Origin of the sequence: Hymenobacter sediminis (assembly GCF_003231285.1) — a bacterium.
GTDB classification, from domain to species: domain Bacteria; phylum Bacteroidota; class Bacteroidia; order Cytophagales; family Hymenobacteraceae; genus Hymenobacter; species Hymenobacter sediminis.
Genome location: NZ_QKNS01000010.1, coordinates 19,803 through 41,109, shown reverse-complemented (window position 1 = coordinate 41,109; position 21,307 = coordinate 19,803). Strand labels below are relative to the sequence as shown.

The window sequence follows — 21,307 nt, the reverse complement described above, 5'->3', positions numbered from 1 at the left end:
GCATGATGCAAAGCTACGGCATTGTTACGTATCCTTTAAGCATGTTCAGCAAGAATTTGCGTTGAAGGGAATGTAAGTATTGCTAGTAAATGAGTAGAGAACCCGCGGCTTAATGCGCTATGCGGGAGCGTTTCAGACTGATTGGCGGCCTAGGCCTCCATTAAAGTTAAGGTCGTAAAGTCAAGCGATTCTCTTGAGTCTGAGCTCTTGAAAGGCGAAAAGCGAGTTATTGGGTGGACGTTTCCGCTGTTGCTGTTGAGTCGGCTATTGAAATCTCTGAAGTGCATTCTGATTTCGCCTAGCATTACTTACACCTGACTTACCCAGCGTGATACCAGACTTTTATGGCTGCGGGTCAGCCTCACGCCGACTACTACGTAGCATCAATCCCTGTCAAGGAAGCACCATGAAGATGCTTGCGGAAACGAGTTCGGGGGTGTTTGCCAGTAAGTTTAGGGAACCGTTCTGATCCGTGTCCCTTCGCTACCTTTCGCGTTACTTAATAAGTACTAGTGGCACGCCTTCACCGCCCACACCCGGTTCGCTACCCTTTGTTTCTCATGTGGACTTCTTCCCGCACGCGCTTACGCCGCCTGGAGGCGGCCTGGCACCAGCCGGCTTCGCGCTCCCCCCCTTTTCCCTTGGTGGCCCGCTACTACGATCAGGTGCAGCACGAGCCCACGTACCACCGCCTACCAGACCAAACCTGGGCGGACCTGAATGGCGATTTGCTTTTTGAACTGCTTGATGCCACAGTAAGTCGGGTAGGGCAGCAATGCCTGTACCACCGCCTGCGCAGCCCGCTCGCCGACGCGGCCGCCCTGCACGAGTTTGATGCCGCTGCGACCCTGCTGGCGCAGCAACCCGTGGCCCGCGGGCAAGCCTTGCTCGCCCTCGACCTATTGGCTGCCCACGAGGCATACTACCTGGTCGATTTGTGTAGTGGGGAGTCCCTGCCTACGCTGCCCGGCGCTCGATTTGCGCCGCTGCTCGTGCTGGGGCTGTTGACCACCTTGCTCGGTGGGTATTGGCTACCCGTGCTCTGGTGGGGCACGATTGGGTTTGCCCTTATAAATGCCATGTTTCACTTCTGGCAGCTCCAGCGGATCAAGCACTGTGTTCGCCCACTGCTGCAACTGGGCCGCTTGCACCGGACGGGGCAGGCGCTGCAGCGGGCGGCCTTGCCCCTGCAGCCGCTTCAGCCGCTGGCCGCGCCCCTGGCCCGGCTGGGGGCGCTCGTGCGACAAGTCGCATTCTTTCAGGTAGAAGACAACTGGCTGCTGGAACTGCTCAAGATGCTGCTGCTGCTCGACGTGCTGCTGTATGCCCGTTGCCGGGTGGCCGTGCAACAGCAAGCACCCGCGATTCGAACTGTCTTTGAGGCCGTGGGTTACGTCGATTGCGCCCTCGCGGTGGCCAGCTTCCGCCAGCGCCACGCCACCTGTGTGCCGCACTTTGGGCCGGCGGCCGAGGGTATCCAACTGCATGCCGGCTATCACCCATTGGTCCCGGGGTGTGTGCCCAATGACTTAACCCTGGCCGGGCCCGGCGTTCTGTTGACCGGTTCGAATATGGCGGGCAAAACCACCTTTATGCGCATGCTGGGCGTGAATGCCTTGCTGGCCCAGACGATAGCTACGTGCCCAGCCACTGCCTACCGCGCCCCGTTTTGTCGAGTACTCACCAGCCTTAGTCTGGCCGATAGCCTGCCCACGGGCAAAAGCTATTACCTGGTCGAAGCCGAAACCATGCGGCAGCTGCTGCTGGCCTGCGACGCGGATCCCGGCAGTTACCTGCTGCTGCTGGATGAGCTGTTTAAAGGCACGAATACGCAGGAGCGCATCGCTGCGAATAAAGCCGTGCTGGCCTACTTACAGCCACGCAGTTGGGTCGTGGCGGCTACCCATGATGGGGAGCTAGGCACGCTATTGCAGTCGTGCTTTGTCGAATACCACTTTTGCGAGACAGTCACGGCGGAAGACTGGTATTTCGACTACCGCCTCAAAGCCGGCCCGCTCACCACGCGCAATGCCATTCGGTTGTTGGCGCGCCTGCACTACCCGGCGCAGGTAATAGCCGCCGCGCAGGCGCTTAGTGCCACGCTGGCAAGGGGGACGCAATCAACCACGCCGGAAGAACATAATTCGTTAGCTGATTCGACCTGGGAGGAAAATTTAGTAGACTAAAGGCGCAGCCTAGCGATATTATCCAGCATCGAGCTCCATCACCCGCATCTGGACGGCCTTGCCCGATTTCAACCATGGCTTGCCTAAGCAGCTAACCTTCAGCCAGTCGGGCGGCGTAAGTAACGGTTGTTTTGCCCCGCATCAAGTACTGGAGCGTGCTGGTGGCTGAAACTGGCAGTACACCACCGTCCAACAATCCGCTGAACGTATACTTTCAAAAGCCCGCCACTTGGGCGAACGCCAAAATTCACTATTAGAACACTGTGCCAACGGGGACCAGCACCACTTGGCCCGGCATTGCCATGAGCACCGCGCCCAACATAGACACTGACTGGTACAGCTACACCTTCCCCAGCACCATCAGTAGCGCCAACTTGGTATTCAGCAACAACGGCGATAACACCACCAAAACAGTTGACCTTTACCGCAACCGTACAAGCTATTACACCTATGCGGGCAACATCTGGACTGATGCGCCGACCAGTGGGCGAGCGATGCTGTCCACCTCGAACACCTCCCCAGGGCCCGGCCTGGAGCTCGCTCAAAATGTGCCTAATTCCTTTAGTCAGGCTACTACCGTTTGCTTTGCCTAGTTAGCCTCGTGGTATATGATGTGCGGGGCTAGCACGCCGCCACGCTACTCAATGCGCGGGAATTACCCGCCGGTCAGCACGAAGTGGTCATGCCCGGCGCCACGCTTGCCCCTGGCCTGTACCTTTACCGCCTCAGCACAGCCGCCGGCACGCTCACGCGCCGGCTGGTCAAACTCAACTAACGGTGGAGCGCGGCTCGCTTACCTGTTTTATTTTTTCGCTGCAATCGGGGTTTCTCTTCGGAGGAACCTCAAACCGGCTCTCGCTTTAAACGTTATGAAGTATACTGGCCTGTTAGCTTCAGTTTCTCTCACTTTTATGCTAGGACCCGCTTGTCAGACGCCAAAGGCGACGGTGGCCAGTGCAGCTAATACCGTTGTTGCCTCAGCGCGCCCGGCCGTACCCATCTGGCAGTCGGCGGAGTACTCTTTATATGCTGACAGCATCATGCAGGGTCGCTACACCGCGCGGGCACTGTCGCCTACCGAGTTAGCCTCCAACTACCAGAGTCCGGCCAATGCCTTCCATTCCCCACGCATCACGTTTAAGTTCAGCCTCAATGGCAAGGACAACGAGATGCCTCCGGGCCAAGACAACGCGTTTCTGGTCTTGCCCACTGCGACGGGAGAAATCCTGGAAACACCCCTTATTCCGTTCGGCCAGCGCTACGTGGACCCGCGCCCCACCCCGGCTAATACTTACCTGGCGCCGAATACCCGGTTGAAGATTCGGCTGGATTTACGGCCCGTGTTGGCTGCGTTTAAAAAGGATGGCTTCTACACTACCTTCAAAGGCGAAAAACTCTACCAGCAGGACTTTAAGCACGTGTACGTGGCGGGCGACACCGCCCCGATGAGTTGGGATTTTGACAACTTGGTCAACAAGCCCGAGTTGGAAATGACCGATGCCGACGGTGACGGCATTTATGAGGTAACGCTGACGCTTAACCAGCCAGCTTCCGTCCAAACCACCGCTCAGCGCTGGGAAAAAACCGTGAATACCGCCGATTTTCCTCAGTACACCTCTGACTACCCACTGGCCGATGCCCTTTATAATCTGGCCCTGGAAGAAGCCCGCCGGGCCGTGGAGCCGGACAGCACCTTGCGCACGGGCAAAGAATGGGCCGGCGTCTGGACCCGCGACGTGAGCTACAGTATCATCCTGGCTCAGGCCAGCCTGCAGCCCAAGGTAGCCATGAACAGCCTGCTCCGTAAGGTAAGCCTCGAGGGCCGTATTATTCAGGACACGGGGACGGGTGGCGCTTACCCGTGCTCGACCGATCGCATCGTATGGGCCACGGCAGCCTGGGAAATTTACCAAGCCACCGGCGACGAGGCCTGGCTGCGCAAGGTGTACCCCATCATTCGCCAAAGCATCGCCGACGATGTGCAGAACGCCTACGACCCTGCCACGGGCCTGGTGCGCGGCGAGTCGTCGTTTCTGGATTGGCGCGAGCAAACCTACCCGCGCTGGATGCAGCCGGCAGACATTTACCAGAGTGAAAGCCTTGGCACCAACGCCGTGCATTATCAGGGTAACGTCGTGCTGGCCTATATGGCAGCCAAACTCGGCCAGCCTAACGTAGCTGCCCGGCACCAACGCCAAGCTGAGGCCATAAAATTAGCTATCAACCGGCACCTGTGGCAGGAGGACAAAGGCTATTACGGCCAGTGTCTCTACGGCCGCACCCATCTGGTACTCTCGCCCCGGGCCGAGGCACTAGGCGAGGCCCTTTGTGTGCTCTTCGGCATTGCCGAGGGCGAGCGGGCCCAGCAAGTGGTGAGCCAAACCCCAACCACACCTTACGGCATCTCCTGTATCTATCCGCAGATACCAGGCATCCCACCCTATCACAACGATGCGGTGTGGCCCTTCGTGCAGAGCTTCTGGGCCCTGGCCGCCGCCAAGGTGGGCAACGAAGCCTCACTCACAGAAAGCATAGCCGCCATCTACCGGCCCGCCGCCCTGTTTCTCACCAATAAGGAGAACTTTGTGTCCAGCAATGGCGACTTCGCGGGTACTCAAATCAATTCCTCCAACATGCTCTGGAGTCTCTCGGGTAGCTTAAGCCTGGTCTACAAGGCGCTATTCGGCATGCAGTACCACGATGACCGGCTGGTGTTCCGGCCCTTCGTGCCCCAGGCCTTTGCCGGCCAGCGACGGCTTAGCGGCTACCGCTACCGCCGGGCTGTGCTCGATGTGGAGATGGACGGTTTTGGCAACACCATCCAGAGCATCACCCTCGACGGCCAGCCCTTGCCCGAAGCTGCGATTTCAGCCAGCCTCACCGGCCGGCACACGATACGCATTGTGTTACAGAATCAAGCCCCGCCGATACAACCCATTAATCGAGTGGCTAATTCTTTTTCTCCGGAAACCCCAACTCCAGTCTATCAGCAGGGGCGGTTGCACTGGGCGCCCATTGTAGGGGCAACTGCTTACAAAGTACTGCGCGATGGCAAACTGATCAGCACAAGCACAACCACTGAAATAGCTGCTCCGGCGGCAGGGGCTGTCTACCAAGTAGTGGCCGTGGGTGCCGGGCAGCAAGAGTCCTTTGCTAGTGAGCCGATATTTGTAGGAACTGCTAAGCGGGTACAATTGGAAACCCTAGCGCCTAGGGCTCCGCTGGCCTATCAAGGGTTTACCGGTTCCGGTTTTGTGGAAATCAGCCCTGACCGCAATACCCAGTTAACCATTCCTGTTACCGTGACCGAACCCGGTCTATATGCGCTTGATTTTCGCTATGCAAACGGCAACGGCCCGATCAACACGCAGAATAAGTGCGCCATCCGGACGCTACGCCGAGGTAGCGAATTACTAGGTACCGTGGTGCTACCCCAGCGGGGGGTGGGCGAGTGGTCAAACTGGGGGTATTCGAACCCTATAATGGTGCACCTCTCTCCCGGCACCCATTCCCTGACCTTGGCCTACGAGCACGCTAACCAGAACATGAACGGTGAGGTCAACCAAGCTATGCTCGATTACCTGCGGCTACAGCGCGTGCAGTAATGGAACAACACCATAGCCTAGTTACTGTATCCGGCATGGGCTGGGCAGTTAAAGGCATTTCACACCAGCCTGGACTAGCCGCAGGGTTTGACGGGCTGACAGGCGCAATAACCCCAGGTGAGCAGCAGGAAGAGCAGCTGCGCGTTGCGTAGGGTGTGCAGAGGCGCGGTGTCAGCCAAGGGAGGCAGCAGGCCCGGATGATGGAGTACCTACCGGCTGGGCACGTAATGATACCAGACCGAGGCCACGAGCAGGAGCCAGTTGGCCCGCAGGCCGCCGTAGGTGCAAAAAAGGAGGAGAAAGACACGGCCATGATCAGAAGGTAGAACTACGCAAAAAGAAGTCGATGCCTTCCCATCCCTATGTTTCTGCCCCGCCTCTCTTCTTTGTAGCAGTATCTGCCGCTCGGCACTGTTCCCTAACCTGGCGCTCCCTTTGCCCTTTTGAGTTTGGTATACAGACCATTTTGCTGAACAAGAAGAGCCGTTTTGGCAAATGGCCCCTCCTTCAATGGCATTAACTTCAAGCGCACCGATTGACTTTTGGACTAAACATTTAACCGAGGGCCAGAAGCCGGCTTCTTACTGTAAGCCTGCTTGAATAAAACGGTCTGATAAGTGCCTAATATGTTAACAGATGAAACACAGTTAATTTCAAGAAGTGAATGACCTGTAATATTCTGTGACGGGCTATTTCGCACCGACAAAAAGGAGAATATGAACCTTTTGTCCGTCTTGTATTATACCGTTCTTTGACCACTCCTCTCTATCTAACGTGGTTCCCACTGGTGCTAGCTTTCTCTTTTCTTTCTCACCTGCTCTGGCATACTTTCTTCTGGTTGGCCCCTTATCACGCGGTGGTTGTGGATGCGACCACCAGCCGTCCTCTGGCAGGTGTTACTGTGCAGGACCTACAAGAATCAACTCGAAAGGTAACGACTTCGCAGGGACACTTTACCTTGCCGGGCCCCACGGCACATTTCCGCCTTCACTGCCTTGGCTATGCAACACTGGAAGCTACGCGTAGCGCATCTACGGGTCAGACCGATACCATTCGCCTTCTTCCACAAGCCCTGGTATTGCCGCCCGTCCTAGTCCGGCCCAACCCACCGGTGACGCTGGCCAGCATAGGCGTGAAAGCCTCCGCGCAAACAGGAACACTGGTCGCTCCCGGCTTGCAGTTTGGCATCCTGTTTCGCCCGGCACCCGAGTTGGCTCCCTCCTTGGTCGAGCAGTTGGTAGTTCGCTGGCGTCCGAATCATCCCACCGCAGGTCGGGTGCGCATTCGCTTGGTTGGGGTACAAGCCGATTCGCTGCGTAGTCCTAGCCCCTATGACTTGATTCCCTTCGCCGCTATCTATACAGCGGCTCAACTCGCTGCCTTATCCGACCAAGTGCTGCGCATAGATCTGAGTGCTTATGGGTTGCGCCTACCCCCGGAAGGAGTGTATATTCTCGTGGAAGGGTTGCCCACCGATCCGGCAGAAACGGCCGTAGTCATGCAGCGAGACGATCCGACGCCGTGGCAGCGCATTACGGCGACTGATCCGCTGAACCCGGCCACGTACCGGCGTACACCGGCCAGTGCCTTTCCTGCCTTGCGGACCGCCGAGTCAGTGACTACGGTCCAGACCCTGGTGCGCGAGTTCCCAACGAAACCATGGCGCACTCGGCAAACCAGCCGGCAAAAGAAGGTGGCGAATGTAGATTTATCCTTAGTTGTTCGAGCACAATAATTCCTCAGACCAAATCTCGGGCTGATAATAACTTTTATCAGGCGCTATCAGCCCGAGATTTGGTACTAATAGGCCAACCGTATCAGGATTAAGAGGGTTGCATTCTAGCAAATGAACCTGACTGGGCCAACTCTGCTTAGGTCCAATCGTACCGCCCACCATGGCGGGGCTGATAGGGAAAGTTCACGTGTCCCTCGTCGCAGCCCATCAGCATTTGGTGCAAGGCCTACCGAGTGCGGGCCCTATACTGATGCCATTTTTGGGTTTATTCATACAAACGAGTAGGTGGATACCTACCGCTCATGGGATGTGCCACGAAAACGCTTCTATGGATAAGGAATAGAAAGAAAGCAGTTAAAGCTACTTATCTGGCCTTATAGGGGTATCATCGTCTGAAGTGCCTCACCTGATTAATAATCGAGCAAGCTTGAAAAAAGCGCTTTACATAACAAGTGACCTGCCCACCACCTCGGGAAAATGGTAGATTATGGTCCTAGTGTCACGACCGGTAGAATGTGGTACTTTCCCCTATTATTCTACCTGCGTTTACGAACATGATGTCGCTCTTAGCTTGGAAACAAAAAATATGGCTGCAACTCGCCGTCATCTACACGCGCTATGTAATTGGAGGAGCTTTTGTGTTCGCCAGCCTGATTAAAATAAAAGGCGAACGTTTTACCATGGTGAAGGGAGAGGGGTCGCCTTTCCACAGCCCCGAACACTTCTTTGAAACACTCTATCAATCGGGACTTTACTGGCAGTTTTTAGGCGTAGCGCAACTGGTGGCATGGGTACTGCTCCTCACGCAACGCTATGCTTTACTCGGTGCCTTACTCTTCTTGCCTATTATCGCCAATATCTACGTGATCACGATTTCGTATGAATTTGGCTATACCCATGTCATCACGGGGGCTATGCTCCTGGCCACAGTAGGGCTATTGGCTTGGGACTGGAACAGATTGCGCATTGTCCTGAATCAACCTGTAGTTCTACTCCCCTCGCCGGCTTTTTATGAGCACAAATTGTGGGAAGGCCTTGGCCTTGTGCTTTTCGTATATACAGTTGGTTATCGCGGGCTGGTAGAGCGCTATAATCCATTGATCTGGTTTGGGGTCTGTGTGCTAGTAGGAGCGCTGGGCTTACTAATTTCTTGGGTGTTGTACCGCCGACTAAAAAGCACAACCTAACCAGCAATCCACCAGTTGCCGCTCAAAAGAAGCAAGCGCGACAAGGTCTGCTAAGTGCCAGACATTACTCCTTGTGGAGGATTCAAAAAAAGGGATGCCATCTTGGCCCCTGGAACGCAGGTCGGTAAACCTGTCTCAAAAGTGATAGCCAGGACCAATAAGTATAATCTTATAAAGAGATCGGCCTCTTTCTGCCTTCACTTACTGACTATTTTCTTTGCGTAGTTGCCCCGCCCCCCGTTTTAATCTGGATCCATGATATAGTGCGCCTCTTTTGGTGCTTAGAGCCCAGAATACAAACCGTTTTGCTGCACTCCCGTTGCAAGCGGCGGTAGACTACACACCTAAGGGACGGACCACCGGAGTAAGGAGAAGAGACAGGTACCCTTTCTTGAGGCGACGCAACCTTTTGCCCATGGAAGGTCTCCTCAGGGGAGATATCATATCGCTTTCCTTCTTGTTTCATGCTATGAGTCAATCCAATCGATTCAGAAGCGCCGGGCTACTCGCTACCTTATTCCCCCTAGCCGTAGCGGCGCAAACGCCCGCTACTACCACCCTCACCCCGCCTACCGGAAGCGCCAAGCCTGCCTACCTGCGCCTGGGAGTGGGCACGGCCTATGATAATGCTGGAGCCTATCGATGCACCCGCCTGGCTTTGGAGTACGCGCCTACGCTCACCCGCCACTTCGGCGTAGCCGGCCGACTGGTAGGCGTCTTCGGCAAGCCGAGTAGCTCGCTAGAGCGGCAGCTGCCGGATCAGCGCTATCGGGCCGGCTTTGTAGAGGTGGAAGGAATGCTCTACCCCTTCGGCACCGATAAGCGGGTGCTGCTGGGGCTCGGTGCCGGGGGCTTTGCCGGCTACTACCGCAAGGATACCTATGCCTTTCTCACGGCCACGGCGGGCCGGGTTGACTCCTACGCGCTGCGGACCTACAGCGGCCCGTATGCGGGCTATCTCTTGTCGCTGAATCTGGATGCGGCGGTTGATGCCCGGCAACGCTGGCGCATCGGGGTGAAAGCCACGGTGCAGAATGGCCTGAACGGGGGCCGGACCTCAACCTATAATCTTACCCTGGCCCGTCGCCTGTAAACGGTAGCGAGACCACCGCCAGAGGCTAACCGTTGCCATGAGAAATTACTAGGTTACTTCTTTAACAAGGGCGGCAGCCGATAAACACAATCTCAAACAGCATACCTCCCCCGTTTGCCTGAACTTCGTGGCGCTTTTGCTTACTTCCGCATCAAGCGGTTCCCACTGGGTAACAGGCGGCAAGCAGTACGCTTTTCCGAGGAAGGCGCGCCTAGTGCTCTGGCCGCAACCCCGTGGGGAAAGCGGCAACCGTAATCTTTCTAGGCGACTTGGGTGTTTAAGCTCGGATGATGGCCCCTACGCAGACCTTACCGGACTTTTACGCCCACAAGCTGCAACAGCCCCTGCCTGACCTGCGGCGAGGCGGCGGGCATTTTGCCGTGTTCCGGCTGGAAGATCTTCCCACCGTAACCGACCTGGCGGCGGTGTACGGGCGCAAGGATTTTTACAAAATCATGCTCGGCACCGGGCACGCCACCTATCACTACGGCGCGCAGCAGGCCTTGCTGGCCCCCGGACAGCACGCGCTGGTGTTTACCAACGCGCAGGTACCCTACCGTTGGGAGCTGCACGAGCTGCCCTACACCGGCTATTGCTGCGTGTTTACCGAAGACTTTTTGCCGGCCCATACCCGCCTGCGCCCCACCAACTTGGCAGTGTTTCACGCGCAGGGGCAGCCTTTTTTCTATCTCGATTCGGCGCAGGCCGCCGCGTTTGGGGCGCTCTTCGAGAAAATGCTGGCGGAGCAGGCCTCGGACTACGTCGGCAAGTACGAGCTCCTCTTTTACTATGTCATGGAGTGTGTACACGGGGCGATCAAGCTCGCCCCGGCAGCCCCAGCCGTCCTGGTCGGCAGTCGGTTGGTGGCCGCTTTTCAGACGCTGCTGGCCCAGCAGTTTCCCATCGTCTCGCCGAACCAGCGGCTGGAGCTGCACACGGCCCAGGCGTTTGCCGACCGGCTGGCCGTGCACGTCAACTCCCTCAACCGCACGCTCAAGGCTGCCACGGGCAACACCACCTCGCAGTTGCTGGCCCAGCGGCTGGTGCAGGAAGCGCGGGCCTTGCTGATGCATACCGATTGGCCCATCGGCCAGATTGGGTACTGCCTGGGGTTCAATGAGCAGACCCATTTCACGCATTTTTTTAAACGGCACGCGCAGTGCACCCCGACGCAGGCGCGCCAGGTTTGATTTTTGTCAATCGGGGTTTGAAAGTCGTTAAAAAGCCGGGAGGGGGGCCAGATACCTTTGTCGAAGTCGAATACGCCCTGACGTTCACTCCAATGGCTACTAACCCCACCAAAACAATCCTAATTACCGGCGCTTCCTCCGGCATTGGGCTGGCCACTGCCCGTTACTTCGCTCAGCGCGGTTGGCAGGTCGCCGCCACTATGCGCACCCCCCACAAGGCCCCCGCCGATCTGCACTCCCTGGCTAATGTGCTGGTGCTGCCGCTCGATGTGCTGGACGTGGCCAGCATTGAGGCCGCCGTGGCCGCTGCGCGGCACGCCTTCGGTCGCCTGGATGTGCTCTTTAACAATGCGGGCTATGCCCTGGCCGGCGCCTTTGAGGCCCTCAGCCCCGCTCAGGTGCAGCAGCAGTTTGACACGAATGTGTACGGGGTGATGAACGTGACGCGCGCCGTGCTGCCCCATTTTCGGGAACGCAGGCAGGGACTTGTTCTGACCACTACCTCCGTGGGAGGACATATGGCCTTCCCGCTCTACAGCGTCTACAACGCCACGAAATTCGCCGTGGAGGGCTTCATGGAAGGGTTGCAATACGAAGTGCAGCAGTTCAACATTCAGGTGCGCACCATCGTGCCGGGCACGGTGCGCACCGACTTCACGGCCGCCATCCAGTACGTACCGGCCCCAGCCTACGACCCCTATGCCCAGCGCGTGCACGAGCAAACGCTGGCCAGCTACGCCCACGCAGCCACGCCGGAGTCGGTGGCCCGCGTCGTGTTTGCGGCGGCTACCCGGGGCGGCAGGCAAGCCCGGGTACTAGCCGGCTCGCAGCCCAAACTGGTGTATTTCCTGCGGTGGCTGCTACCCCATCAGGTCTTCGCTGGCCTCATCAACCGCACCGCTGGCGGCAAGTAGCACCGGACAGAACGGTCTTTCCAGCCCGTGCCTTTTAGGAACGGGCACAATCGGGAAGTAGGCTGTAGTCGCTCACTGTACCCCTCGTTTGACTGAACTAATTGGTAACTGTAGTTGAGCTTCCGTAGGTTTTCTCCGGGACAAACCTGCAAACGAGGATGGCTGTTGCACAACTATCCGCAATCGGCCTAGTTGGTCATTGTATCACTTACCAGTGGTTCATGATATCCGCTTAGCGGATTTTATATAGATAATATCCGCTTGAAGACGCCGCTTCTATCGTTTTGCTACCCTTAAGCAACAGTCATAAGGGTGTACACTCACTAGGGAGGCCCCACACTACGCGTAGCAGGCGGAGTAACTGCCGCACGTAGCTTAAGCTGAATTAAGCCGCCAAAAAACCAGGTAGGCGCGGTGAAAGGCCACTTCAACGAGTCTTAACTCAGTAGCGCTTAAGTAGTCTTATATTTGAGGCTATGCCCACCCCACCGCCCCCTGCTCCGCCCCTACCCCGCCGGCCGCTGGTGCCGGGGCCGGTAATTGCGCTGGCCTGGCTGCTGTTCAGCGGGTTCATGGTGCTGCTGATCTTTGCGCAGAACCTTTCAGCGGGCACGCCCACCCATTGGGGGGAAACCCTGGGCGGACGGCTGCTGCACGGCCTGCTCTGGGGCCTGCTCACGCCGGTGGTGTTTGCCCTGGCTACGCGCTTCGACCTGACGGAGCGACGCCGCCTGCTGCCTCACCTGCTGGTGCACGCGGCCGCCAGCTATGGGCTCACGCTGGGGTACCGCCTGGCCTACGCCGGGCTAATGGCCGCTGGTGGGGTGTTGCCGGGAGGTTTCTCGCTGGCCACGGTGGTGGCCAATGCCAATACCTGGGTGCCCATTTACTGGATGCTGCTGTGCATGGCTTACGCCGTGCAGTACCGGGAGCGGTATCGTCAGGGGCAGGTGCAGGCGGCTCAGTTGGAAACCCAGCTCGTGCAGGCCCAGCTGCAGGCCCTGAAAATGCAGCTGCAGCCCCACTTTCTGTTTAATTCCTTAAATGCCGTCTCGGCCCTGATGGGCTCCGACGTGAAGGCGGCCCGGCGCATGCTCGCCCAGCTCAGCCAGTTTTTGCGCCTGGTACTTGAGGGCAGCGACACCCAGGAAGTGACCCTGGCCCAGGAGCTGCATTTAACCCGACTTTATCTAGAAATTGAGCAAACCCGCTTTCCCGACCGCCTGGCCGTGGCCTACCACATTGCTCCCGGCGCTGAGGCTGCTATCCTACCCGCTCTGCTCCTGCAGCCGGTAGTTGAAAACGCGGTGCGCCACGGCCTGGCCCCGCAGGCGGGGGTTGGTCAGCTGGCCATCAGCGCCCAGCAGGAAGCCGACCGGCTCATCGTGCAAGTGCACGACAACGGCCGGGGCAGCGCCGATACCGCCGTCCGTGGCATTGGACTGCGCAACCTCGAAAGCCGGCTGACCACCCGCTACGGCACCGACTACGCCGTGCGCGTCGACACCGCGCCCGGCCAGGGCTACTGCCTGCGCTTGTCGCTGCCCTTCCTGTCTGCCCCTGCGCCCAGCCCAGCCCCTCTCGCCGCGTGAGCACGCCGATCCGCACCCTGCTGGTAGACGATGAGCCCCTGGCCCGCAGCCTGGTCCGGGAGCTGCTGGCGGATTTTCCGCGCCTGACCATCGCGGGCGAGTGCCAGAACGGCACGGAGGCCCTCGCCGCCCTGCAAACCGGAGCGTACGACGTGGTGTTTCTGGATGTGCAGATGCCCGACCTGGATGGGGTGCAGGTGCTGCAACGCCTGCGAGCCGCGGGGCTCCCGCTGCCGCTGGTAGTGTTCACCACGGCCTACGACCAGTACGCTGTGGCGGCCTTTGCCCTGCACGCGGTGGACTACCTGCTCAAGCCCCTCGACCCCGACCGGTTTGCCGAGTGCGTGCGCCGGGTGCAGCAGCAGCTGGCCCAGCGCCAGACTCAGGCCCTCGGCGCGGACCTGGCGGCCCTGCTCCAGGCTTGGCCTAATCTGCCCAGTTCAGCCCCGCCGCCCGAGTACCAGGACCGGTTTGTGGTAAAGCAGCCCGAGCGACAGTTCTTCGTGCCCGTCGCCGACGTGTTTTACCTCGAGGCTACGGGCAGTGGCGTATTGCTGCACACGGCGCGCGCGGCCCACCCCGTGCGGGCCTCCCTAAGCCAGCTCGCCGAGCGGCTCAACCCCGCCCAGTTCCTGCGCATCCACCGCTCCTGTGTGATCAATACGAGCCACATAGTAGAGTTTAAGTCGTGGACCCACGGCGAGTACCTGTTTCGCATGACCAATGGGCAGCACGTCACTTCCTCGCGCAGTTACAACGCGGTCATTCAGCAGTTTTTGAAGCGCTTCGCTTAGCAGTCGGCGGCCAAAAAAGCCACATCAGGGCCGGAACAGGCCAGTTGGCCGCCGGACCCTGGCAGGGACTGACGGCTACTCGTACGTTTGGTTGTCAATCATTAAGCCATTGGCTGCCAGACAATCATGAGAATTCAATTCCTGTTAACCGGCCTGCTGCTCGGGACCGTATCGGCCGCGCAGGCACAGCATCAGCACCCGATGGCCGGCATGAGCCACGCAACCATGGCGAGCATGCCCATGGGACCCGCAGCGACGCCGGGTAGCCCAGTGGCCGCTTTCCAGCGCGGCATGGACTCGGTCATGGTGGTCATGGACGAGGGCATGCGCCGCATGGACGGGGCCAGCCCCACCGACATCGACGCCAGCTTCGCGGCCATGATGGTACCCCACCACCAGGGCGCCGTGGACATGGCCCGCCTGCAGCTGCTCTACGGTAAAGACCCCGCGCTGCGGCGGCTGGCCCAGAGCATTATCGCCGAGCAGCAGGTCGAGATTCAGCAGATTCAGGCCTGGCTGCGCCAGCATCCGGTGCCTACTACCAGCGCGGGGCCGGCCTCACCGGCTCATTCGCACCACTAAACCTTTCTTGTGATGAAGTACTTACTCGCTGGGGTACTGTTCAGCAGTGCCCTATCCAGCCACGCTCAGGCCGTAAGCCACCGCGACCGGGTGTACACGGCCGACCAGATTTCCAACACGGTGTCCGTCATCGACCCCGCCGACAATCAGCTGCTGGGCCAGGTGATCCTGGGCAAGCCCCAGCCCGACCTGGTATCTGCTCTCTACCGGGGTCAGGCGCTGGTGCACGGCCTGGGCGCCTCCCCTGACCATAAGACGCTGGCCGTGGTGTCGGTGGGCTCCAACAACGTAACCTTTCTGGAAACGGCCACCAACGCCATCACCGGCAGCGTGTACGTGGGCCGCGCCCCGCACGAGCCCACCTTCCGGCCCGATGGCAAGGAAGTCTGGGTGACGGTGCGGGGCGAGGACTATGTGTCGGTCATTGACGCGGCCACCCGGCGCGAAACCCGTCGCATTCCGGTCGCCAACGGGCCCGGCCAGGTGGCGTTTAGTCCGGACGGTCAGCGGGCGTTCGTGTGCTCCAGCTTTTCCCCGGAGCTGGCCGTCATCGATGTGGCCACCTACAAAATCATCAAGCGCATTCCGGTGGTCAGTCCCTTCTCGCCCAATATCTTCCCGACCAAGGATGGCCAGCAGATCTGGTTTACGCACAAGGATGTGGGCAAAGTCTCGGTGCTCGATACGAAGACACTCACCATCAGGGGGGTACTTGCTACGGGGCCCATCACCAACCACGTCGCGGCGGTGGACCTGCCCACCGGCAACGTGGCCTACGTCACGGTGGGCGGCGAAGACGTGGTCAAGGTGTACAGCCGCGAGCCGGGTTTTCGGCAGCTGGCGACCATTCCGGTGGGCGCCAACCCGCACGGGATCTGGCCCTCGGGTGATGCGAGCCGGGTGTACGTGGGGCTGGAAAACGGGGACTCGGCGGTGGCCATTAACACGGCTACCAACCGGGTGCTGGGCAAGATCAAAGTCGGCCAGGCCCCCATGGCCCTGATGTACGTGCCAAACGCCGTGCCCGCCGGCGTACGCAACACGGCCAACCTGGGCCAGCAACTGCTCGACAAACCCACGCTGGTGCGCAACTTGAGGCCGCCCATACCAGGTTCCGCCGCGGGTACCATGAACCTGCGGTCGGAAGGCCTAGTGGACTTGGCCACGTTTACCCTGCGCGCCCTTACCCCGAACACGGACTATGATATCTACCTGACCAGTTCAACGCAGGCCCCCTACGCCCGCGACTATGCCCTGACCACCGTGCGCACCGATGTTAAAGGCAACGCTATGGGCCAGGCCTTGGGTCCGGTGCAGCGCATCGCCAGTGGCGACCTGCACCCGGCCGGCCGAGCCTTTGACCACGTTGTCGTCGCCCCCAAAGCCGTCGGCAGTCCCCCTGCCTTGGTGAGCGAATAAGCCCCAAGTTCTTCTTCCTGCTATAAAGAAGAGGAAACTCAGCGGCCCACACGACGGCCATTCCTTCGCCTCTCCCGCTGCCCGTTCCTTCCTAAGCCGCGGCCGGGCCCCGACGCTAGGCGGGCAGACTCAGGTTTCCCCGCCGACTATTGTATCAGACCGGGGCCACCAGCCGCCCTGCTGGGCCCCGGCCGGTGGTACATCCGCCCTTAAGGAACCCGACCGTGATGGGGCGCGGCCGCAACCCCAATCCGGTGGCCCCCTAACCTTGCCCCGACTAGTGGTTTACGCCAGAGCCTGTTCGCGGGCCAGGCGTTGGTACTTCTCCACGGCCGCGTCTTTCCCGGCCTGGAGTTCTTCCAGCAAGCGAGGGTTGGCGATGGTGGGGCAGTGCTTGGCGCCCCACAGGGTGAGCTCGACCAGAAGGGGGACGATGTCCACGCCTTTGTCCGTGAGGCGGTAAGTGAACTTGGACTTCTTATCGGCGGCCACGGCCTTGGTTATGATGCCCTGCGCCTCCAAGACCGCCAGGCGGTCGGCCAGAATGTTGGTCGCCATCTTTTCCTCGGACTGCAGGAATTGCCCATAGGTCGACTTGCCGGCAAACACCAGGTCCCGCACAATCAGCAGGGTCCATTTGTCGCCGAGCACGTCGAGCGACGTGCTGATAGGGCAAGTAGAACGCTGTTTAAGCTCTTTCATAAAAAAACAGATTATTTCACTTGCAATTTACAAGTAAACATATTCATCTTTGCCCTTGCAAATTGCAAGCAAATATACGAGGATTTTTCCCCGGGGAAAATCACCCGGTTTATTCCTCATCTCAACCTTTTACCGACCACGCAGTGGTGGTCATTACATTCTGTTTCGCATGATCTTAGTAACGGGAGCCACCGGTGGCCTGGGCCACGAAACCATTGAATGCTTGCTCACACGCATGCCGGCCACGGAAGTCGCCGCCCTGGTGCGCGACGCGAGCAAAGCCACGGACCTGGCGCAGCGCGGCGTCGAGGTGCGGCAGGCCGACTACTTCGACTACCCCGCCCTGGTGCAGGCCTTGCGGGGCGTCGAGAAGGTGCTGCTCGTGTCGGCCGTGGCCTTTACCGACCGGCTGAGTCAGCACCGCAACGTCATCGATGCGGCGAAAGAAGCCGGGGTCAAGCACCTGTTCTACACCAGCATTCAGCGCAGCTCCGACTTTGTCATGCCCGAGGTCACGGAAAGCGACCTGGCCACGGAGGCCTACCTGAAAGCGTCGGGGCTGGTCTACACCATTCTCCACAACGGCTACTACTTCGAAGGCCTCTCGTACCTGATTGGCAGCGAAGTACCGGAATCGGAAATCCGCGTTCCGGCCGGCGAGGGCAAGATTGCCTTTGTCAAGCGCACCGAGCTGGCCGCCGCTACGGCCGCCCTGCTCACCAGCGCCGGCCATGACAACCGGGAGTATACCCTGACCGGAAGCGAAGCCTACTCGTTTCACGACGTCGCCCAGGAGCTCTCCCAGCTGGCGGGCCGGCCCATCACCTACCACAGCAGCGAGCCCGCGTCCTACATCGCGCAGAAAGTAGCCCATGGCTTCCCTGATTTCGTGGCCACCTTCCTGGCCCAGTGGGCCGCCGCCGCCCAGCACGGCCTGCTGGCGGGCACGCACGAGACGGTGGAGCGGCAGCTGGGCCGCAAGACGACTTCCCTGCGCCAGTACCTGAAAGCAGCGTATTTCCCGCAAGCCTAGCCGCTTGTAGCGGCTAGGCACCTAGGGCGGCAAGCCAATCGTGCCGCGCATCCGACTTCCCAAAGGAACTAGTCCGCTCAACCTAAGGGCTATTGGAAAGGGGGCGGTTCTAGCTAGCGGACAAGCGCCTGGCTGCCCTCCCACTGCTACTTAAGCAAGTTAGTAGTCCTTGACGGAAGGCAGGGCTAGGGCTATCAATTTTTTTCCAAGGGTAGCATCTACTTCATACTTTCCTCATAGCTGATTACCCAGTTTTCAGCGGGCAATCACTGAGGAATGAAGACACTTTGACCTATAAAACCTGATTTTCCCTTTTCATTCATAACTTTTATGAGTACCACTTCCTTGCAGATTCCGCCCACCGAGGGCGTGCGCAAAATAGGCGCTGGCGAAGGCGAGCACTTTGATATCGCCGACTCGCGCTTCACCTGGAAAGCCAAGGCAGCCGACACCGGCTATGCTTTTGCCATCTACGAGTTGCCACTCGACCCAGGCAAAGGTGTGCCCCTGCATAGCCACTCCTATGCAGAGGTATTTTACATCCTCGATGGGCGGGTCGATTTCATGCGCCTCACCGATGGCCAGCAGGATTGGGTAAGCTGCGAGCGGGGCGAAACGCTTATCGTCCCCCCAAATGCCTTCCATGGCTTTGCCAACCGCAGCGGTGCCCCCGCCCGGCTGCTGAGCACGGCCAACCTGCTGCACCAGGCCTTCTTCGACGAGGCGGCCCGCCCGGCCCTGGCCTCCGACCCGCTGCCAGACAGCCCACCCAATATGGCCGAGCTGCAGCGCGCCCTCAGTCTGGCCCCGAAGTACAACATGTTCTTCGCCCCGCCACCCGCCCACGAGCTTACCCCGTCAACCCAGGATCTCCGTGCTGACTAAGCACCTCTCCGCATGATTTGTATATGCTAGAGTTAAGCAAGCACCGCCCCGCGCCCGCCTATCCTGTTGCCGTGGGTGATGTTCATGGATGTATCCTCTCGGACGGGCCGCTGGACCTAGGATTGCCCGAGAAGGCTTTTCTGGGAGAAACCAAGCAGCACATGGAGCAGGCCCTGACCAGCCACTTTTTGCCAACAGACCGTATCGTGGTGGAGCAAAATGTCCTCTTCTTTTCGCTGGGTAACACAAACGTGCTGGTGGAAACAGGGGTGGGTTCCTTTCGTGGTTTTGGCGAAGGCGCCGGCCAGCTAGTCGACAATTTGCGCGCCGCCGGTATTGAGCCCGCGCGGATCGATGCCATTCTCTGCTCGCATCCTCATCCCGACCACGTGGGGGGACTGTGCAAGGCGGACGGCCAACCAACCTTCCCCAACGCATCGATTTACCTCGCGGAACATGACTTTGCCTACTGGACAGATGAGGCTCTGCTTGACAGTTGGGCCGCAGCCGCTATTCGCGTCGCGCGCGCCACACTGCTGCCCCTGCGCGAACGCCTGATTTTCATCCAAGATGGAGAGGAATTTTTACCCGGCGTAAAGGCGCATTTTACGCCAGGACACACGGCCGAACATATATGCTTTGAAGTAAGCTCTGGTAATGACTCTTTATTCTTGTTGGGTGACGTGGCGCACCATGCCGTGATGTCGCTTGAAAGCCCGCTCCTGAATTTTGCAGCTGATCTTGCCCCTTCTACGGCAGCGAGAACACGAACCCGGGTGTTTTCGACCTTGGCTGACGAGCGAACGCGCGTACTGGGGTATCATTTTCCCTGGCCTGGTTTAGGTCACCTAGCCAGACAGGGAGAAGGGTTTCGGTTGGTGCCCGATTCCATCCGCTGGTAGCCTGGTCTGCACATTAATGGCGACGGCCGGGTGATTAATTCACAAATCGTTGCTCGCTTTTGCTTCCTTGCTACCGACCTAGATGGCCTGTGATTCAGGTGTGACCGGTTCCGTTGTTGGTTCGCTCTGCGCCGGGGCCAAGCGCAGAAGCACGTAGCCCGTGACCCCGGCCAGCAGCGAGGAGAGCAGGATGGCCAGCTTAGCCACGGCTTCGCCGCCGGAATGCTCGCCCAGGGCCAGCAAGGTGATGAACAGCGACATCGTGAAGCCAATGCCACCCAGCACCCCGGCGCCCCATAGGTGGCGCCAGCGCACCCCGGCCGGCAACGTGGCCCAGCCCAGGCGCACAGCCCCCCAGGACAGCAGCCCGATGCCCAGGGGCTTGCCCAGCACCAGGCCGCACAGGATGCCCAACCCGAGCGGCGAGGACAGCTGCCCGACAACCGAAGTATCCAGCGCCAGGCTGGTGTTAGCAAAGGCAAAAAGCGGAATAATGCCGAAAGACACCACTGAGTGCAGCTTCTGCTCCAGCCGTTGCGCCGGCGAGCTGACGGCCTCGGCCAGGTATTCCAGCTCCTCGCTGATGGTGCGAGGATCGGCGTCGGCGCCGTGCACTTCGTGCTTGAGGTAGCCCAGCCGCTCGTCGAGCAGGCGCAGCAGCCCGGCGCGGTCGTGGCCGATGCGGGAGGGGATGGCCCCGGCCAGCAGCACCCCAGCCAACGTGGCGTGAATGCCCGATTCGAGGGTGAAAAACCAAAGCAGCAGGCCCAGGGGCAGAAACACCCACAGCGTGCGCGCACCCAGCCAATTCAGCCCCAGCAACACGGCCCACGTGCCCAACGCCAGATAGAGGTAGCTCAGGTGCAGCTCGCCGGTATAAAAGCCGGCAATGACCAGCACCGCGCCCAAATCGTCGACGATGGCCAGGGCCGTCAGAAACACTTTCAAGCCCAGGGGAATTCGCGGGCCCAGCAGCTGCAACACGGCTAGCGCAAAGGCAATGTCCGTGGCCATGGGAATGCCCCAGCCGCCGGCCGTGGGCGTGCCGTGGTTGAACAGGGCGAAAAGAAAGGCCGGCACCAGCATGCCGCCCACGGCCCCGGCAATGGGCAAGGACGCTTGCCGCCAGGAGGACAACTCGCCGTCGAGCACCTCGCGCTTGATTTCCAGGCCCACGATGAGGAAGAATACGGTCATCAGCCCGTCGTTAATCCAGTGCAGCAGGCTTTTGTCGAGCACCAAGTCGCCCAGCGATAAGCGCAGGTGCTCGTCCCAAACGGCGGGGAAATAGCGGGCAGGTCCCCACGTGGTATTTGCCAGCACCAGAGCCAACACGGCGCTCAGCATGAGCACAATGCCGCTGGCGGCTTCGCGGCGGAAGAATTCGGCAAACGGGCGCACCAGCGGACGGACAAGTTCGGCAACAGCCATGGGCAGTAGGTTAGCGAAAAGGATTGGCGTACCGCAAAGATGCCTATTGCTGCCTAC

The 21,307-nt window shown here is 59.5% G+C and carries 17 protein-coding genes; 15 read left to right on the top strand and 2 right to left on the bottom strand.

The window, feature by feature from the left end:
- Positions 1–560 precede the first annotated feature (560 nt).
- From DNI29_RS21710 to DNI29_RS21650, 12 genes are all read left to right on the top strand, one after another.
- Positions 561–2,186, top strand: coding sequence for a MutS-related protein (locus DNI29_RS21710; RefSeq protein ID WP_110980252.1), 1,626 nt, complete (start codon positions 561–563; stop codon positions 2,184–2,186).
- A gap of 263 nt (positions 2,187–2,449) precedes the next feature.
- On the top strand, positions 2,450–2,779 hold the full coding sequence (locus DNI29_RS21705; RefSeq protein ID WP_123823367.1) for a starch-binding protein: 330 nt from the start codon (positions 2,450–2,452) through the stop codon (positions 2,777–2,779).
- Between the two features lie 318 nt (positions 2,780–3,097).
- Positions 3,098–5,791 (top strand): MGH1-like glycoside hydrolase domain-containing protein, encoded by a 2,694-nt coding sequence (locus DNI29_RS21700; RefSeq protein ID WP_238388178.1) that lies wholly within the window; start codon positions 3,098–3,100, stop codon positions 5,789–5,791.
- A 1,078-nt stretch (positions 5,792–6,869) separates the two neighbouring features.
- A complete protein-coding gene (locus tag DNI29_RS21695; protein ID WP_123823366.1) occupies positions 6,870–7,526 on the top strand; it encodes a hypothetical protein in 657 nt (218 codons plus the stop codon).
- Positions 7,527–8,080: 554 nt separating this feature from the next.
- Positions 8,081–8,713 (top strand): hypothetical protein, encoded by a 633-nt coding sequence (locus DNI29_RS21685; protein WP_110980247.1) that lies wholly within the window; start codon positions 8,081–8,083, stop codon positions 8,711–8,713.
- 469 nt (positions 8,714–9,182) lie between these two features.
- The gene (locus tag DNI29_RS21680; protein WP_110980246.1) at positions 9,183–9,806 is read left to right on the top strand and encodes a hypothetical protein; all 624 of its coding nucleotides are present in this window, start codon (positions 9,183–9,185) and stop codon (positions 9,804–9,806) included.
- A 287-nt stretch (positions 9,807–10,093) separates the two neighbouring features.
- Positions 10,094–10,996, top strand: coding sequence for a helix-turn-helix domain-containing protein (locus tag DNI29_RS21675; protein WP_110980245.1), 903 nt, complete (start codon positions 10,094–10,096; stop codon positions 10,994–10,996).
- Between the two features lie 92 nt (positions 10,997–11,088).
- Complete coding sequence (locus DNI29_RS21670) at positions 11,089–11,910, top strand: SDR family oxidoreductase (RefSeq protein ID WP_110980244.1); 822 nt, start codon at positions 11,089–11,091, stop codon at positions 11,908–11,910.
- A gap of 476 nt (positions 11,911–12,386) precedes the next feature.
- The gene (locus DNI29_RS21665) at positions 12,387–13,502 is read left to right on the top strand and encodes a sensor histidine kinase (RefSeq protein WP_110980243.1); all 1,116 of its coding nucleotides are present in this window, start codon (positions 12,387–12,389) and stop codon (positions 13,500–13,502) included.
- A complete protein-coding gene (locus tag DNI29_RS21660; protein WP_110980242.1) occupies positions 13,499–14,296 on the top strand; it encodes a LytR/AlgR family response regulator transcription factor in 798 nt (265 codons plus the stop codon). Before DNI29_RS21665 ends, DNI29_RS21660 begins: the two co-directional genes overlap by 4 nt.
- 126 nt (positions 14,297–14,422) lie before the next feature.
- The gene (locus DNI29_RS21655) at positions 14,423–14,878 is read left to right on the top strand and encodes a DUF305 domain-containing protein (RefSeq protein WP_110980241.1); all 456 of its coding nucleotides are present in this window, start codon (positions 14,423–14,425) and stop codon (positions 14,876–14,878) included.
- Positions 14,879–14,890: 12 nt separating this feature from the next.
- Positions 14,891–16,297 carry a YncE family protein gene (locus DNI29_RS21650; RefSeq protein WP_110980240.1) on the top strand — a complete coding sequence of 469 codons (1,407 nt, stop codon included), beginning with the start codon at positions 14,891–14,893 and terminating at the stop codon, positions 16,295–16,297.
- Positions 16,298–16,582: 285 nt separating this feature from the next.
- Here DNI29_RS21650 and DNI29_RS21645 read toward each other — a convergent pair whose 3' ends face one another.
- Positions 16,583–16,999, bottom strand: a complete 417-nt coding sequence (locus DNI29_RS21645) for a winged helix-turn-helix transcriptional regulator (RefSeq protein ID WP_110980239.1) — start codon at positions 16,997–16,999, stop codon at positions 16,583–16,585.
- A 169-nt stretch (positions 17,000–17,168) separates the two neighbouring features.
- On the opposite strand from DNI29_RS21645, the gene DNI29_RS21640 reads away from it, so the two are divergent.
- The 3 genes from DNI29_RS21640 (at position 17,169) to DNI29_RS21630 (ending at position 19,819) form a co-directional block, all read left to right on the top strand.
- Positions 17,169–18,032: an SDR family oxidoreductase gene (locus DNI29_RS21640; protein ID WP_110980238.1), complete on the top strand. Its 864-nt coding sequence runs from the start codon at positions 17,169–17,171 to the stop codon at positions 18,030–18,032.
- 330 nt (positions 18,033–18,362) lie between these two features.
- A complete protein-coding gene (locus DNI29_RS21635) occupies positions 18,363–18,917 on the top strand; it encodes a cupin domain-containing protein (protein ID WP_110980237.1) in 555 nt (184 codons plus the stop codon).
- 23 nt (positions 18,918–18,940) lie between these two features.
- Complete coding sequence (locus DNI29_RS21630; protein ID WP_110980236.1) at positions 18,941–19,819, top strand: MBL fold metallo-hydrolase; 879 nt, start codon at positions 18,941–18,943, stop codon at positions 19,817–19,819.
- A gap of 78 nt (positions 19,820–19,897) precedes the next feature.
- Here the strand turns inward: DNI29_RS21630 and nhaA are convergent, their stop codons facing one another.
- On the bottom strand, positions 19,898–21,250 hold the full coding sequence (gene nhaA, locus DNI29_RS21625) for a Na+/H+ antiporter NhaA (protein WP_110980235.1): 1,353 nt from the start codon (positions 21,248–21,250) through the stop codon (positions 19,898–19,900).
- Between the last annotated feature and the right edge of the window lie 57 nt (positions 21,251–21,307).